Origin of the sequence: Salmonella sp. 32031103-2018-00083-FB-01-SM-01 (assembly GCF_017571995.1) — a bacterium.
GTDB classification, from domain to species: domain Bacteria; phylum Pseudomonadota; class Gammaproteobacteria; order Enterobacterales; family Enterobacteriaceae; genus Salmonella; species Salmonella enterica.
In genome coordinates, this window is record NZ_JAGEQL010000002.1 from 1 (window position 1) to 15,238 (window position 15,238).

16 protein-coding genes and 1 rRNA gene are annotated in these 15,238 nt (G+C 53.0%); 8 read left to right on the forward strand and 9 right to left on the reverse strand.

Annotated features, from left to right (window positions below):
• Positions 1-110: ribosomal RNA gene (locus tag J4614_RS06395) — 16S ribosomal RNA — on the reverse strand; the annotation flags it as partial.
• Positions 111-478: 368 nt separating this feature from the next.
• On the reverse strand, positions 479-1,045 hold the full coding sequence (gene gmhB / locus J4614_RS06400; RefSeq protein ID WP_001140156.1) for a D-glycero-beta-D-manno-heptose 1,7-bisphosphate 7-phosphatase: 567 nt from the start codon (positions 1,043-1,045) through the stop codon (positions 479-481).
• Positions 1,046-1,234: 189 nt separating this feature from the next.
• On the opposite strand from gmhB, the gene metN reads away from it, so the two are divergent.
• From metN to proS, 6 genes are all read left to right on the forward strand, one after another.
• On the forward strand, positions 1,235-2,266 hold the full coding sequence (gene metN, locus J4614_RS06405; RefSeq protein ID WP_000594021.1) for a methionine ABC transporter ATP-binding protein MetN: 1,032 nt from the start codon (positions 1,235-1,237) through the stop codon (positions 2,264-2,266).
• Entirely contained in the window at positions 2,259-2,912 is a 654-nt protein-coding gene (locus J4614_RS06410) for a methionine ABC transporter permease MetI (RefSeq protein WP_001287486.1), read from the forward strand. The genes metN and J4614_RS06410 overlap by 8 nt, the downstream gene beginning before the upstream one ends.
• A 38-nt stretch (positions 2,913-2,950) precedes the next feature.
• Entirely contained in the window at positions 2,951-3,766 is an 816-nt protein-coding gene (metQ, locus tag J4614_RS06415) for a methionine ABC transporter substrate-binding lipoprotein MetQ (RefSeq protein ID WP_000874215.1), read from the forward strand.
• A gap of 118 nt (positions 3,767-3,884) precedes the next feature.
• The gene (gene rcsF / locus J4614_RS06420) at positions 3,885-4,289 is read left to right on the forward strand and encodes an Rcs stress response system protein RcsF (protein WP_001202315.1); all 405 of its coding nucleotides are present in this window, start codon (positions 3,885-3,887) and stop codon (positions 4,287-4,289) included.
• On the forward strand, positions 4,286-4,993 hold the full coding sequence (tsaA, locus tag J4614_RS06425) for a tRNA (N6-threonylcarbamoyladenosine(37)-N6)-methyltransferase TrmO (RefSeq protein WP_000093986.1): 708 nt from the start codon (positions 4,286-4,288) through the stop codon (positions 4,991-4,993). The genes rcsF and tsaA overlap by 4 nt, the downstream gene beginning before the upstream one ends.
• Positions 4,994-5,103: 110 nt before the next feature.
• On the forward strand, positions 5,104-6,822 hold the full coding sequence (proS, locus tag J4614_RS06430; protein ID WP_001260675.1) for a proline--tRNA ligase: 1,719 nt from the start codon (positions 5,104-5,106) through the stop codon (positions 6,820-6,822).
• A gap of 73 nt (positions 6,823-6,895) precedes the next feature.
• Here proS and nlpE read toward each other — a convergent pair whose 3' ends face one another.
• From nlpE to J4614_RS06445, 3 genes are read right to left on the reverse strand one after another with little or no spacing between them, the layout of a single operon-like run.
• Positions 6,896-7,597: an envelope stress response activation lipoprotein NlpE gene (gene nlpE / locus J4614_RS06435; protein ID WP_000252573.1), complete on the reverse strand. Its 702-nt coding sequence runs from the start codon at positions 7,595-7,597 to the stop codon at positions 6,896-6,898.
• A gap of 31 nt (positions 7,598-7,628) precedes the next feature.
• On the reverse strand, positions 7,629-8,051 hold the full coding sequence (gene arfB, locus J4614_RS06440; RefSeq protein ID WP_000560527.1) for an alternative ribosome rescue aminoacyl-tRNA hydrolase ArfB: 423 nt from the start codon (positions 8,049-8,051) through the stop codon (positions 7,629-7,631).
• Positions 8,048-8,593, reverse strand: coding sequence for a YaeQ family protein (locus tag J4614_RS06445; protein WP_001185319.1), 546 nt, complete (start codon positions 8,591-8,593; stop codon positions 8,048-8,050). The genes arfB and J4614_RS06445 overlap by 4 nt, the downstream gene beginning before the upstream one ends.
• Positions 8,594-8,790: 197 nt before the next feature.
• On the opposite strand from J4614_RS06445, the gene J4614_RS06450 reads away from it, so the two are divergent.
• The gene (locus J4614_RS06450; protein ID WP_001518678.1) at positions 8,791-8,991 is read left to right on the forward strand and encodes a YaeP family protein; all 201 of its coding nucleotides are present in this window, start codon (positions 8,791-8,793) and stop codon (positions 8,989-8,991) included.
• Positions 8,978-9,238: a Rho-binding antiterminator gene (gene rof, locus J4614_RS06455; RefSeq protein WP_000062329.1), complete on the forward strand. Its 261-nt coding sequence runs from the start codon at positions 8,978-8,980 to the stop codon at positions 9,236-9,238. The genes J4614_RS06450 and rof overlap by 14 nt, the downstream gene beginning before the upstream one ends.
• Before the next feature lie 83 nt (positions 9,239-9,321).
• Here rof and tilS read toward each other — a convergent pair whose 3' ends face one another.
• The 4 genes from tilS to J4614_RS06475 all read right to left on the reverse strand — a co-directional run bounded on the left by tilS (position 9,322) and on the right by J4614_RS06475 (position 15,102).
• A complete protein-coding gene (gene tilS, locus J4614_RS06460) occupies positions 9,322-10,614 on the reverse strand; it encodes a tRNA lysidine(34) synthetase TilS (RefSeq protein ID WP_208293098.1) in 1,293 nt (430 codons plus the stop codon).
• A gap of 62 nt (positions 10,615-10,676) precedes the next feature.
• Complete coding sequence (locus tag J4614_RS06465) at positions 10,677-11,066, reverse strand: VOC family protein (RefSeq protein ID WP_000901108.1); 390 nt, start codon at positions 11,064-11,066, stop codon at positions 10,677-10,679.
• Positions 11,067-11,121: 55 nt separating this feature from the next.
• Positions 11,122-13,263 carry a lysine decarboxylase LdcC gene (ldcC, locus tag J4614_RS06470; protein WP_001021042.1) on the reverse strand — a complete coding sequence of 714 codons (2,142 nt, stop codon included), beginning with the start codon at positions 13,261-13,263 and terminating at the stop codon, positions 11,122-11,124.
• 75 nt (positions 13,264-13,338) lie between these two features.
• Positions 13,339-15,102, reverse strand: a complete 1,764-nt coding sequence (locus J4614_RS06475) for a chitinase (protein WP_000524173.1) — start codon at positions 15,100-15,102, stop codon at positions 13,339-13,341.
• Positions 15,103-15,238 lie beyond the last annotated feature (136 nt).

Consider the following 15,238-nt stretch of genomic DNA (forward strand, 5'->3'; position numbering starts at 1 on the left):
GTCCGCCACTCGTCAGCAAAGCAGCAAGCTGCTTCCTGTTACCGTTCGACTTGCATGTGTTAGGCCTGCCGCCAGCGTTCAATCTGAGCCATGATCAAACTCTTCAATTTAAAAGTTTGATGCTCAATGAATTAAACTTCGTAATGAATTACGTGTTCACTCTTGAGACTTGGTATTCATTTTTCGTCCTAGGACGTCAAGAATCCGTATCTTCGAGTGCCCACACAGATTGTCTGATAAATTGTTAAAGAGCAGTGCAACGCGGCTTTCGCTCACCGTCGCGAGGTGGCGTATATTACGCTTTCCTCTTTCAGAGTCAACCCTGAACTTCAGGATTTTTCTCTTCAACCGACCGGCTGTTTGTGTGAAGTAATTCACATCCGCCGTGTCGATGGAGGCGCATTATAGGGAGTCGGTTCAGGAAGACAAGCGGAAAAATGCATTTTTGTTTTAACCGCTCACCTTTTATCCATAACGCTTATTTTTGCTGCTTTTTTATCGCCGATGGCAGATCGGCAAGGCTGTTTAACACCCAGTCCGCCGCGTTTTCTGCTTCTGCCGTGATCGGTTTGCCCGTACGCACCAGCACTTTTGTCCCGACATTTGCCGCCGCAGCCGCCTGCATATCTTCCAGCTTGTCTCCCACCATATAAGAGGCCGCCATATCGATATGCAGGAAATCACGCGCTGAGATAAGCATTCCTGGATGCGGCTTGCGGCAATCACATACCTGACGGAACTCTTCTATGCTGCCCTGCGGATGGTGAGGACAATAATAGATGCCGTCCAAATCAACATCGCGATCCGCCAACGACCAGTCCATCCATTCGGTTAACGTTTCAAACTGCGCCTCGGTGAATTTGCCGCGCGCGATTCCGGACTGGTTCGTCACCACCACCAGCGCATAGCCCATTTTTTTTAGCTCGCGCATCGCGTCAATAACACCGTCTATAAACTCAAATGCATCGATTTCATGTACGTAGCCGTGATCCACATTAATGGTGCCGTCACGGTCGAGAAAAATTGCGGGTACAGACTTTGCCACCTTTTATAGCTCCTGAGTAAAGCAAGTGACGCTAGTATCGCATGTTTCAGCAGGCAAGAAAGTGCTCATCGTATAAAGCCTGATTGATTTAGACGTCTGGATGCCTTAACATCCATTCTGTTGACGGCGTTGACCGTATTAGACAGACGAAAATGCCACGGCTAACTTAATTACGATAATAAATAACCAATGATTAAACTTTCGAATATTACCAAAGTGTTCCAGCAGGGGACGCGCACCATTCAGGCGCTAAATAATGTCAGCCTGCACGTCCCTGCCGGGCAGATTTATGGCGTCATTGGCGCCTCCGGCGCCGGTAAAAGTACGCTTATCCGCTGCGTTAACTTACTTGAACGCCCAACCGAAGGTAGCGTTCAGGTCGGCGGTCAGGAGCTGACAACGCTTTCAGAGTCTGAGTTGACCAAAGCTCGCCGTCAAATCGGCATGATTTTCCAACATTTTAACCTGCTCTCTTCCCGTACCGTGTTTGGCAACGTCGCGTTGCCGCTGGAACTGGATAACACACCAAAGGAAGAGATCAAACGCCGTGTCACAGAGCTGCTGGATTTAGTCGGTCTTGGCGACAAGCACGACAGCTATCCGGCAAATCTTTCCGGCGGTCAGAAACAGCGTGTCGCGATTGCCCGCGCGTTAGCCAGTAATCCAAAAGTATTGCTGTGCGATGAAGCCACCAGCGCGCTTGATCCTGCGACGACCCGTTCGATTCTGGAATTGCTGAAAGATATCAACCGTCGTTTGGGGTTGACGATTCTGCTTATCACTCATGAAATGGATGTCGTGAAACGTATCTGCGACTGCGTTGCCGTTATCAGTAATGGCGAGCTTATTGAGCAGGATACGGTCAGCGAAGTCTTCTCGCATCCTAAAACGCCGCTGGCGCAGAAGTTTATTCAGTCCACTCTGCATCTGGACATTCCGGAAGATTACCAGGCGCGTTTGAAAGCGTCGCCGGAAACTGACAGCGTGCCGATGCTGCGCATGGAGTTCACCGGGCAGTCTGTGGATGCCCCGCTGCTTTCTGAAACCGCGCGTCGTTTCAACGTGAACAATAATATTATCAGCGCGCAGATGGATTACGCGGGCGGTGTGAAGTTCGGTATTATGCTAACGGAAATGCACGGCACACAAGAAGAGACGCAAGCCGCAATTGCCTGGCTGCAGGATCACCATGTGAAAGTAGAGGTACTGGGTTATGTCTGAGGCAATGATGTGGTTACTGGTTCGTGGCGTTTGGGAAACGTTGGCGATGACCTTTGTCTCCGGTTTCTTCGGTTTCGTGATTGGCCTGCCGGTTGGCGTATTGCTGTATGTTACGCGCCCGGGGCAGATTATGGAGAACGCCAGGCTGTATCGCTCCCTCTCTGCGGTGGTCAATATTTTCCGCTCGATTCCCTTTATCATCCTGCTGGTGTGGATGATTCCTTTTACCCGAATAATTGTCGGCACCTCCATTGGTTTGCAGGCCGCGATTGTACCGCTGACCGTCGGCGCCGCGCCTTTTATCGCCCGTATGGTGGAAAATGCGTTGTTAGAGATCCCTGCCGGGCTGATTGAGGCCTCGCGAGCGATGGGCGCCACGCCGCTGCAAATTGTACGTAAAATCCTTTTACCGGAAGCGCTGCCTGGTCTGGTGAATGCGGCAACCATTACACTGATCACCCTGGTCGGTTACTCCGCAATGGGCGGCGCCGTCGGCGCAGGCGGCCTCGGTCAAATCGGCTATCAGTACGGTTATATTGGATACAATGCTACCGTGATGAATACGGTGCTGGTATTACTTGTCGTTCTGGTTTATTTAATTCAGTTATCCGGCGATCGCATCGTCAGGGCTGTCACGCATAAGTAACGTTAAACACAACACAAATACTCATTAAGGAAATAAGCATGGCGTTCAAATTCAAAACCTTTGCGGCAGTGGGTGCTCTGATTGGTTCTCTGGCACTTGCGGGTTGCGGTCAGGATGAAAAAGATCCGAACCATATTAAAGTCGGCGTAATCGTTGGCGCAGAGCAGCAAGTTGCCGAAGTCGCGCAGAAAGTCGCGAAAGAAAAATACGGCCTGGACGTGGAATTGGTGACCTTTAATGATTATGTTCTGCCTAATGAAGCGCTGAGCAAAGGCGATATCGATGCCAATGCCTTCCAGCACAAACCGTATCTGGATCAGCAAATCAAAGATCGCGGCTACAAACTGGTTTCTGTAGGTAAGACTTTTGTCTATCCCATTGCAGGATATTCCAAAAAAATCAAATCACTGGATGAGCTCAAGGACGGTTCCCAGGTCGCTGTGCCTAACGACCCGACCAACCTTGGTCGTTCCCTGTTGCTGCTGCAAAAAGTAGGGCTGATTAAACTGAAAGACGGCGTCGGTCTGCTTCCTACCTCGCTGGATATCGTGGAAAACCCGAAAAATCTGAAAATTGTTGAGCTGGAAGCGCCGCAGTTGCCGCGTTCGCTGGATGACGCGCAGATCGCGTTAGCGGTCATCAATACGACTTACGCCAGCCAGATTGGCCTGACGCCAGCGAAAGACGGTATCTTCGTTGAAGATAAAGATTCTCCGTACGTTAACCTTATCGTGACGCGTGAAGATAACAAAGACGCCGAGAATGTGAAAAAATTCGTTCAGGCTTACCAGTCTGATGAAGTGTACGAAGCCGCAAATAAAGTTTTTAATGGCGGCGCGGTGAAAGGCTGGTAAGTTTTAGGCTGATTCCACAATCTGTAATATTATTCAGGACGGGCTATTGCCCGTCTTGTCATTTATGCAAGCTCCTGATTCAATATCTGGCAATTAGAACATTCATTGAGGAAATATTATGCGTGCTTTACCGATCTGTTTATTGGCACTCATGCTGGGCGGTTGTTCCATGCTAAGCAGATCCCCTGTTGAACCCGTTCAAAGCACCGCAACCCCGCCAAAAGCGGAGCCGGAGAAACCTAAAGCGCCGCGTGCCGCTCCCGTCAGGATTTACACCAATGCTGAAGACTTAGTCGGCAAACCTTTCCGCGATCTTGGCGAAGTTAGCGGCGAATCCTGCCAGGCGACAAATCAAGACTCTCCGCCTAACATTCCAACTGCGCGCAAGCGTATGCAGATTAATGCATCTAAAATGAAAGCCAACGCCGTCCTGCTGCACAGCTGTGAAATTACCAGCGGCACGCCAGGCTGCTACCGTCAGGCGGTTTGTATCGGGTCCGCCCTGAATATTTCGGCGAAATGAGCAGCTTTCAGTTTGAACAAATCGGCGTTATTCGCTCCCCCTATAAAGAAAAATTCGCCGTTCCGCGCCAGCCTGGTCTGGTCAAAAGCGCCTGCGGCGAACTGCATCTGATAGCGCCTTACAACCAGGCCGATGCCGTTCGCGGCCTGGAGGCGTTCAGCCATTTGTGGGTGCTTTTCGTTTTTCATCAGACGATGGACGGCGGCTGGCGGCCAACAGTTCGTCCGCCCCGTCTTGGCGGTAACGCCAGAATGGGCGTTTTTGCCACGCGCTCCACGTTCCGCCCCAATCCGATTGGCATGTCGCTCGTTGCGCTAAAAGGTATCGAGTGCCGGAAAGAGAGCGTAATTCTGAAATTAGGCAGTCTGGATCTGGTGGATGGCACGCCGGTGGTGGATATTAAACCGTATTTACCGTTTGCCGAGGCCTTACCGGACGCCGCCGCCAGCTATGCGCAACAGGCGCCGATAGCTGAAATGCCCGTGAGTTTTACCGCTGAGGTGGCTCAACAGCTTACGACGCTGGAAAGGCGTTATCCGCAGCTACGGACATTTATTTGCGATGTGCTGGCGCAAGATCCTCGCCCGGCTTATCGTAAAGGTGAAGAGACGGGCAAAACCTATGCCGTCTGGCTGCATGATTTTAACGTGCGCTGGCGTGTGGTTAACTCGGGATTTGAAGTGTTTGCGCTGGAACCACGGTAATTTCACGCCCTTCTCTTTTGACATCTCTTGCACGCTGGTAAACTAAATCACTTTTTTTGTATCAGGCTCACATTGAGCCTGTTCGATCGTTCAACTGGAACCGTAACAACATGCGTACTAGCCAATACCTGCTCTCCACTCTGAAGGAGACACCTGCCGACGCCGAGGTTATCAGCCACCAGCTGATGCTGCGCGCCGGGATGATCCGCAAGCTCGCCTCCGGGTTATATACCTGGCTGCCGACCGGCCTGCGCGTCCTGAAAAAAGTCGAAAACATCGTGCGTGAAGAGATGAACAACGCCGGTGCTATCGAGGTGTCGATGCCAGTCGTTCAGCCAGCCGACCTGTGGCAAGAGAGTGGTCGTTGGGAACAGTACGGTCCGGAACTGCTGCGTTTTGTCGACCGTGGCGAGCGTCCGTTCGTACTCGGCCCGACCCACGAAGAAGTTATCACCGATCTGGTGCGTAATGAACTCAGCTCTTATAAGCAGTTGCCGCTGAACTTCTTCCAAATCCAGACCAAATTCCGTGATGAAGTCCGTCCGCGCTTTGGCGTGATGCGTTCGCGCGAATTCCTGATGAAAGATGCTTACTCTTTCCACACCTCTCAGGAGTCGTTGCAGGAAACCTATGACGCCATGTACGCCGCGTATAGCCGTATCTTCAGCCGTATGGGGCTGGATTTCCGCGCGGTACAGGCCGATACCGGTTCTATCGGCGGCAACGCCTCGCATGAATTCCAGGTGCTGGCGCAAAGCGGCGAAGACGATATCGTTTTCTCTGATGTTTCTGATTACGCGGCTAACATTGAACTGGCAGAAGCTATCGCGCCGCAAACGCCGCGCGCAGCGGCGACGCAGGAAATGACTCTGGTCGATACGCCAAATGCCAAAACCATCGCGGAGCTGGTGGAACAGTTCAACCTGCCAATTGAAAAAACGGTAAAAACGCTGCTGGTGAAAGCGGCGAAAGACAGCAAGTCTCCGCTGGTGGCTCTGCTGGTTCGCGGCGATCATGAACTGAATGAAGTTAAAGCGGAAAAACTGCCACACGTTGCCAGCCCGCTGACCTTCGCTACCGAAGAAGAGATTCGCGCCGTAATTAATGCCGGCCCTGGCTCCCTCGGCCCGGTCAATATGTCGATTCCGGTCATCATCGATCGTACCGTTGCCGCCATGAGCGATTTTGCCGCTGGCGCCAACATCGACGGTAAACACTACTTTGGTATTAACTGGGATCGCGATGTGGCGACGCCTGTTGTTGCCGACATCCGTAACGTAGTCGCCGGCGATCCGAGTCCGGATGGTCAGGGAACGTTGCTTATCAAACGCGGTATCGAAGTGGGTCACATCTTCCAGTTAGGTACCAAGTACTCAGAAGCGCTGAAAGCCTCCGTTCAGGGTGAAGATGGCCGTAACCAGATCCTGACAATGGGCTGCTACGGTATCGGCGTAACACGTGTCGTTGCCGCGGCTATCGAGCAGAACTTTGACGAGCGCGGCATTGTATGGCCTGACGCCATTGCGCCTTTCCAGGTCGCTATTCTGCCGATGAATATGCACAAATCCTTCCGTGTGCAGGAGCTGGCGGAAAAGCTGTACAGCGAATTGCGCGCGCAGGGCATTGAAGTGCTGATGGACGACCGTAAAGAGCGCCCGGGCGTGATGTTTGCCGATATGGAGCTGATTGGTATTCCACATACTATCGTGATTGGCGATCGCAACCTGGATAACGACGATATTGAGTATAAATACCGTCGTAGCGGTGAAAAATCGCTGATTAAAACCGGCGATATCGTTGATTATCTGGTCAAGGCGATTAAAGGCTAAACGACATTTTGTTGGGGTTGCCCGGCGCCATCCGGCAGATATGTAAAGGCCTCGCACCCTGCGAGGCCTTTTATTAGTGAGTGCAATCTTTACCCGGCGCAAACTTCGCATTTTTATCGGCTATTAGCGTTTTTACCGGCTCGCCCGTGTCCGGGTTCGCGGCAAACACAAAATGCCCTTCTACCGTCAGCAGCACCGGTTTTTCCGCTTCACCTTTCGCCGCCAGATAGCCGCGCTCAAGCTGGGCGTTACTGGCGACCGGCAGCCGTTTTCCGGTCGCGCAATCGGTAAAGGTCGCCGCATCGGCCCTGTATACATACATACCACGCAGCGGCATTGGCGTTACCGGCAGGCTGGCGGTAACAGGCACCAGCGTATAATTAAGCTGCGAAGCCACCGGATTGCCTTCTCTGTCGAGCATCTCCAGCGCATTGCCCTTCGCGCGATAATACGATTTCTCGCCATTGCTGTCGGTTAACACCAGTTTATCCGCCGTCCGCGCCCAGGTACCGTATGACGCAAAAGAGGAAGGTTCTTCGCGCACGCCCTGATAACGCTCGTTCATCACCCATGTGCCGTCTTTTTCCAGAAATAGTGACGTTTCAATACCTTCACAATCCGCACAGGGCAGCACGCCGCGCCAGCTTTGCTGCATGGGTTTTAATTCCGCCGCCTGCGCAGGTTGCAGGGCGTCAACTTCCGCACGGTTATTACACCCTATCAATGCAAATAGCGTACAGGCTGCCGCTACTGACAATATTGCTGTTCTCACCATAAAATCCTTATGAAATTGCTATTCCTGCCCGTCAATCCAGTGGACGACGAACTTTGCCGCGAAGCGCCTTTACAGAAGATTTTTGCGCCTTTGAGGACAAACGGCGCTCTTTCGAGGCACGCGTCGGACGGGTTGCGCGACGGCTTTTCTGCTCCGCGGTTAATTCTTTTATGACGGCAACCAGCCTGGCGATAGCCGCTTCCCGGTTGAGCTCCTGGCTCCGGAACTCCTGCGCCTTAATGATAATGACGCCATCATCGCTTATCAGATGGTGGCTGGCCGTCAGCAAACGCTGTTTATAATACTCTGGCAGGCCAGAGGCCCGAATGTCAAAGCGCAAATGAATCGCGCTAGAGGTCTTATTTACGTGCTGACCACCCGCGCCCTGCGCGCGAATGGCCGTAATTTCCAGCTCATTATCGGCTATGGAGACCGTCCGGGAGATGGCAATCATGAGGGCTGTTGCCAGGCGGTTAGCTGTATTTCCAGATTATTCCGAGCATCAGAAAGCCAGATTGCGCCGTCCTGAATCGTCGCCTGTAGCGTCATGGTACGATCGGCAAATTCACTGAGCTGCGCCAGTTGCCCGTCATCCAGATACCAGACGGACAGGTTAGCGAACTGCGCGCACTTGCTTTGATGCTGCTGCCACCAGATTTGCGCCGCCCGGGAGTTATAAGCAAAGAGCGCGACGTCGCTCGCCTGAGTACAGGCTTTCTTAATACGGCGCTCATCCGGCAGCCCCAGCTCTATCCAGAGATCGATGCCCAGATGATCGTTGCGCAGCCAGGCCTCCGGCTCATCTTCCGCGCTGAGCCCGCGTGTAAACTGCAACCGTTCATCAGCATATTTTATCCATGCCAACAGGCGCAGCATCATGCGCTCCTGCGTTTCAGAAGGGTGACGCGCCAGCGTCAATGCCGCATCCAGAAACCGGTTGCGATCAAGGTCAGCCACATTGACGACGGCTTTATAAATTGTCGCTTTAAGCGCCATGAGAAAACTCCTTTCGAATCAGGCGCCCATTGTAGCGAAAACCGCGCTAAAAGGCTGTTAACGAATCTTTTACCCACTCGCGTCAGGCGCTGATATTGCGCAAATGAGTATGGTATAGTCACCTTGCTAAACAAGATTTAACTTCGTAGGCTTAGACTTGCATCCACGGTTAAGTCAGAATGCTGACAGGAGGGCATGTGGAAAAATATTGTGAGTTAGTACGCAAGCGGTATGCGGAAATCGCCAGCGGAGACTTAGGGTATGTCCCGGATGCGCTGGGTTGTGTATTGAAAGTGCTTAATGAAGTGGCGGCAGATAGCGCCCTTTCAGAGTCGGTCAGGGAAAAGGCAGCTTATGCTGCCGCGAACTTACTGGTGAGCGATTATGTCAATGAATGAAACGTATCAACCCATTAATTGCGATGACTACGATAGTCTTGAGCTTGCCTGCATGCATCATTTAATACTGACGCTAACGTTAAAAGATGGCGAGGTTTTGCAGGCAAAAGCGAACGATTTGATCTTACGTAAAAACGTAGAGTATCTGCTTGCCGAGATTTCCGGCGAGTCTTGTGAACTTCGTCTCGATAAAATCGCCAGTTTCAGCCACCCGGAAATTGGTACCGTGGTAGTTAGCGAATCCTGAGTATTTTGTTGCCGGATGGCGGTGCAAGCACCTTATCCGGCCTACGTTCCATGCGATACGTAGGCCTGATAAGCGCAGCGCCATCAGGCATGCCAAACCAGACTCACCCCTTCTTTATCTTCTGCTGCTCCCTCACGCGTCACAAAAACACCCGCAGCCGCAATCAGCGTTTCGCCGTAAAACAACAGCGGCGTGGTGTCTCGTCGCCAGGGCGGGATCCCCTGCTCCTGCCAGATTTTCTTTAATTTACGTCCACCGTGACGTCCCACAATGTGTAGCAACCCTGGCGCCTTAAACCGAATGCTGACGGATTCTTCCTCTCGCGGTCGGCGCAGTTCGCCGCCAGGAACGAGCTGTACCGTCCCTAAGCCGGCAGGCAGCGCCAGCGGTGTTTGCCAAAAGGGCCAGGCGACCGTCGTTTCGTGTTGTCCGGCCACGGATTTAATCCACCACAGTTGCGACTGATAACGGCGAATCTCGTGATCGCCAAAGCGTAAACAGGGAGAGGCATCGTCGCGCGCCAGCGCCACCTCCTGCCAGATACGTTCCAGCGCGTCGCGAGAGGGCATCGGCGCATTACGCATCGCCAGCCAGCGACGCAAAATCGCCGCCCGCCGGACATCGCTCATCGACATTAATGGAGAGAGCCGCAATGTTCCCTCCGCCGTGATACAGTCCGTAAGATCGCCGGCCAGAAGTTCGTCCAGCAGCCTTTCTTGCTCGGCGCAGAGCGTCGCGCTACGGGCTACCGCCGCAGGAAAATGCGGCCAGCGCTGCTGCAAGAGCGGAAGCACGCGCAGGCGTAAAAAATTGCGATCGTAGGCGTCATCCTGATTGCTTTCATCTTCGATCCAGCATAAGCCATGCCGCACAGCCCACTGTTCCAGCGTCTTCCGCGTTTCTCTCAACAGCGGGCGAAGAAGCAGAGTTCCGGCAAAAGGCGAGCGTTCTCCCATCGCGGAAAGTCCGGCCGGACCGCTGCCGCGCTTTAACGCCAGCAGGAATGTTTCACATTGATCGTCAAGGTGCTGCGCGGTTGCCAGCACTTCGCCAGGCAATAGCGTCTGTGCGAACGCCCGGTAGCGCGCTTCACGCGCATGGGCCTCGATACCCAGGCCATTATCCGCCAGCGTCACCCGCTCCACTACCAGCGGAACCAGCCAGCGTTCGCATACGGTTTCGCAATGCCGCACCCAGCTATCAGCATGAGGGCTTAAACCGTGATGAATATGGATAGCACGCAGCGTAACGTCAGGATGGCGTTCTCGCCACAACACCAGTTGATGCAGAAGCACCGTAGAATCCAGGCCGCCGCTAAAGGCAGCCAGAATACGGCGAGAAGAGAGTAACGAGGTATTCAACGTGAGAGTGGTCATGATCCATGCTTATAGTGACTTAGCCCGGCAACGTTACCTGGCGAGCGTCTTAATGACAAGCCTTACTGCTCATACAGCTCAAGCGGTAAACCGTCCGGATCGTTGAAAAAAGTAAAGCGCTTCCCGGTATACGGATCGATGCGTATCGGTTCGCACTTAACCTGATGCTTTTCCAGATGCGCAACGGCGTTTTCCACATTTTCTACGCTGAAAGCCAGATGGCGCAGGCCGCAGGCTTCAGGTCGGCTTGGACGCGCCGGAGGGAAGGGAAAAGAGAAAAGCTCAATTACATACTGCCCGTTTAGCGCCAAATCGCCCTTCCACGAGTCACGTTCTTCCCGCCAGGCTTCGCTTAGCAGATCGAACCCCAGAATATTGCAGTAAAACGCCTTGCTCACCGCATAGTCTGTCGCAATGATCGCGATGTGATGAACCTGTTTTAATCCCAGCATAGCGTCTCCTTTATTGATTATCAGTACGTTACTCGTCACATTCCCGTCAGGCAAGCTAACAGGCGTGTTTTAAGACTCGTACCTGGTACACCCCGTCTTCATTCCGTTTCGCGCCGTGAATATCCGTTTCAAAACCGGGATAATGCTGGCCAATCGAGCAGAGCATCAGCAGAAAATCGAGCACGGCCCGACTCTGTTGCGTGATCCTCTCGCCGGGCATCAACAGCGGAACGCCTGGCGGATAAGGCAGGATCATATTCGCGGAAACGCGCCCTGGCAGTTGATCGAGCGCCACGGTTTCCACCTCGCCTTTGATCTGACGCTGCCAGGCCTGGTGCGGGGTCATGATCATCTCCGGTAAAACCTCGAACGCCCGCAGCATCAGCCCCGGAAGATCGTGCTGGCGGATCAGTTTATGGATCCCCTGCGCCAGATCCTGAATGCGCATATTGCGATAAAAATCCGGATCTTCCGCATACAGATCCGGCAACATATTTTTGACGCGCAGGTTAAGATCGTAGGCCCGTTTAAATTCCGTCAGTCCGCGCAGCAGCCCCATCGCACGGGTCTTATCAATCCCTATGCTGAACAAAAACAGCAGATTATACGGCCCGGTTTTTTCCACCACCACGCCTCGCTCATCGAGGAACTTCGCCACCAGCGCGGCGGGTATCCCCTCTTCGCTCATGTTGCCCTGTTCATCCATCCCCGGCGTCAGGATTGTCACCTTAACCGGATCGAGGAACATATGATCGTCATCGGCATCGGCGAAGCCATGCCAGGTTTCTCCCGGCGTGACCGGCCAGCATTCGGCCTCATCAACCTCTTCCGGCTGCCAGATATCAAAGAACCAGCTATCGGACTCTTCACGTAGCCGCTGTACCTCTTTACGAAAATGGAGCGCCCGCTCCACCGAACGATTAATCAATCTTTTCCCTGGATTGCCGCGCAGCATCGCCGCTGCGGTCTCGATAGAGGCGACAATGGGATAGCTCGGCGATGTGGAAGTGTGCATCATAAACGCTTCGTTAAACGTCTCTTCGTCATATTCCCCTTTGATATGAATAAGCGACGCCTGCGAAAAAGCCGCCAGCATTTTATGGGTGGATTGCGTTTCGAAAATCACTTTTCCGGGCACCCGATCGCCGCTCATCCCGCTTTTCCCCTGGTAGATCGGATGGAAATGGGTATAGGGTACCCAGGCGGAATCAAAATGGATCGAGGGAACGTCCAGCATCTGCTTGATCCAGTTAGTGTTATACAGCAGACCATCGTAAGTCGAATTGGTGATAACCGCATGAACTGGCCATTGCGCCTGCGCGGTTTCCGCCACCTTACGCGCAATGCTGTCGCGGGTAAATTCACGCTTAGGAATACCGCCGAGAATACCGAGCGCATTGCGCGTCGGCTTCAACCAGAGAGGCACCACATCGCTCATCATCAGCAAATGCGCCAGCGATTTATGGCAATTACGATCAATAAGTAGCGTACTTCCCGCAGGCGCGGCATACATACCGACAATTTTATTCGAGGTCGACGTACCGTTCGTCACCATATAACTCTGCTCGGCGCCAAAAGTACGGGCGATATACTCTTCCGCTTCCAGATGCGGCCCGGTGTGATCCAGCAGCGATCCCAGTTCAGTCACCGAAATCGACACATCGGCCTTTAAGGTATTGCCGCCAAAAAAGTCATAAAACAGACAGCCTGGCGGGCTTTTCTGATACGCCGTTCCCGCCATATGACCCGGCGTACAAAAGGTATATTTTCCTTCTTTGGCGTAGGTAAACAGCGCTTTGGTAAACGGCGGCGTAATATTATCGAGATATTCGTTTGTATATTGATGAATGCGTGTCGCGATATCTTCAGCCAGCCCCAATGCATACTCAAAAAACCACAGCGCCATGCGCATATCGTGAACGCTAACGTCCAGCGTGGAGTTGGTATTGATAAAGGCGTAGAGAGGAAGGTATTCATTTAGCTGGTTGATTTCGCTACAAAGGTCGAGACTGTATTCATCCCAGTCAAAAATAACGCCGCAGATGCGCGGGTTATGTTCAATAAACTTCAACAAGTCAACGCTATTTTGCGGCCAGATAATTTGAAATCCCAGGGATTGTAATGCACGCTCAAGCTCCTTGATGGGTTCATCTTTATAATAAACCCCGTGCGGCCCCATAATGGCGATGATGTTCATGCTTTCTCCTGAAAAAACCTGAGATAAGCATAGTAACAATCCTGCCGATGCAAAGCACCGACAGGATTTATCTTATTACAATGCGTTCCATGCATCGGCCCAGGCAATCCCTACGCCGGGCTCATAGTAGGCAGGCGCAACATTACACCATGAGCCTTCCGGGAACGGTTTGCACTGGTACAATGCGCCATTATTGTTGACGATGTCGCCCGGATTCCATTTCTGGCTGCTGCTCCAGGCAGGGTAGCTGGTGGTCTTATCTTCGTCATCCGCAGCGGCGGCCTTCGCTTTCACATTCAGCGTATAAACCGCAGTGCTGGAGAGCGTACCGTCGCTAACGGTCAGATTCACCACATACTGGGTGTTCTGAGTGACATCCGGCGCGTTGAAAATCACAACGGCTTTATCCTGGCCGCTCAGCGTTTTGCCATCCTGCGACATCCAGGTATAGGTGAGCTTGTCGCCATTCGCGTCGGTCGATCCTTCCGCGCTGAGTGAAACCGGGCTACCGGCTTCCACCGCCCCGACCGGCCCGGCAATACGCGCGACTGGCGCCACGTTTTCATCCGTCACTGGCGCTGGAGTTGGCGTGACATCCGGTTCAGTGGTTCCGTTATCATCGACGACATTAACGTTGAAATAATGCTGTACACATTTCGTGTAGTCGCCCTCTTTAAAGGCGGTATACGGCGTCTGATATCCCACTAACTGGCAGGAATAGGTTTTACCGTCCGCAGTATCGGCGCTCCAGCCCCAGTCTTGTTCCCAATAGATCGGTAACGCGCCAGCGCCGCCTTCATCGAATTGCTTCATCTTTTTACAGCCCAACACTTCGTCAGCCGGCACCGGCACTTTCAGGTAGTTGGCAAACTCTTTGTAGTAGGCGATACGGTTAAGCGACTGCGCATTCTCATCTGCGCCGCCGCACTCCACGCCGCCATTGATGATCTGAATGGTGACGCCGAAACCTGATACCAGGCCGTTTGTTTTATCGCGATCGTTTGGCTGCCAGGTACCGTCAATCACATGTAGCATAGACGGCTTCGGCGGCTGCGGATACACAAAGAAGAAGACGGCGCTCGCCAGGTTCATCCAGGTATCCGCCACCAGCTCGGGTTTATCCAGCAGAGGGCGAACGTCACCATACATCGCGTCAGAGAAAGGCCCATAGTTGTAGTTATAAGAAAGCTGTTTTGCCCCGCGACCAAAATAGCTGAGGAAATCGCCGTCCTTATCTTTACCGCACGGCCAGGTCTGGCCCTGCCATACATCCGGGTTACATTCGCCGTTGTAGCCGCCTTTCTGCCCTTCTGTCCAGCCGACTTCGCGCAGATAGACCAGCGCCTGACGCCATTCCGGAATGTCACGCCAGCTTTCGTGACCGCCCGTCTCCTGGGCAAAATGCGCAAACATAGTAGCCAGGGTTTTACGGCAGATAGCGTCGCTATCGCGTCCATCGGTGTAGGTACCACAAACCGCCGGGAATTTACCTATCGCTTTCAGGAAGTTAGAGTAAGTGTATTCCGGTGCGCGCATCGGGAACAGATAATCCCAGTCGGCCTCTTTCAGAATACTTTCAACGCGTTTTACGTTTGCCGGGTTAGCGGCGCGCCCCGGTTCGATTTGTTCGACCGCGCTGTTATCCAACGTCTGGATAGAGGATTTCACTGCCTCCATTAACGGAAAATCCGTCAGCGCTTTCTCTTTCGCCGCCAGATCGCTGGCGTTGATGGTCATTGGCTCACTACTGCTAAGCAGCGGCGCGGCCTGCGCACCGGATAAGCTCAACATGATCCCTGCCGCCACGGCGCTGAGCGCCAGTGTTTTTTGCAATCCCATAATTTTCTCCTTGAAGGGTAGTTCACTGCCTGCCCTGGCCACACGCCTGGCAGTTGCTACAGTGTCAGGGAGAACATGCCGTTGCGTTTAATCACATCAACTCATCGGCGTCTCATTTTTCCTCGTCCAAAAAAAA

Coding starts and splice junctions, on each gene's coding strand:
- J4614_RS06465 (WP_000901108.1), bottom strand. CDS start 11,066: ATGCTGGGATTAAAACAGGTTCATCACATCGCGATCATTGCGACAGAC.
- tsaA (WP_000093986.1), top strand. CDS start 4,286: ATGAGCAGCTTTCAGTTTGAACAAATCGGCGTTATTCGCTCCCCCTAT.
- nlpE (WP_000252573.1), bottom strand. CDS start 7,597: ATGGTGAGAACAGCAATATTGTCAGTAGCGGCAGCCTGTACGCTATTT.
- ldcC (WP_001021042.1), bottom strand. CDS start 13,263: ATGAACATCATCGCCATTATGGGGCCGCACGGGGTTTATTATAAAGAT.
- tilS (WP_208293098.1), bottom strand. CDS start 10,614: ATGACCACTCTCACGTTGAATACCTCGTTACTCTCTTCTCGCCGTATT.
- proS (WP_001260675.1), top strand. CDS start 5,104: ATGCGTACTAGCCAATACCTGCTCTCCACTCTGAAGGAGACACCTGCC.
- J4614_RS06445 (WP_001185319.1), bottom strand. CDS start 8,593: ATGGCGCTTAAAGCGACAATTTATAAAGCCGTCGTCAATGTGGCTGAC.
- arfB (WP_000560527.1), bottom strand. CDS start 8,051: ATGATTGCCATCTCCCGGACGGTCTCCATAGCCGATAATGAGCTGGAA.
- rcsF (WP_001202315.1), top strand. CDS start 3,885: ATGCGTGCTTTACCGATCTGTTTATTGGCACTCATGCTGGGCGGTTGT.
- J4614_RS06475 (WP_000524173.1), bottom strand. CDS start 15,102: ATGGGATTGCAAAAAACACTGGCGCTCAGCGCCGTGGCGGCAGGGATC.
- metQ (WP_000874215.1), top strand. CDS start 2,951: ATGGCGTTCAAATTCAAAACCTTTGCGGCAGTGGGTGCTCTGATTGGT.
- J4614_RS06410 (WP_001287486.1), top strand. CDS start 2,259: ATGTCTGAGGCAATGATGTGGTTACTGGTTCGTGGCGTTTGGGAAACG.
- metN (WP_000594021.1), top strand. CDS start 1,235: ATGATTAAACTTTCGAATATTACCAAAGTGTTCCAGCAGGGGACGCGC.
- rof (WP_000062329.1), top strand. CDS start 8,978: ATGTCAATGAATGAAACGTATCAACCCATTAATTGCGATGACTACGAT.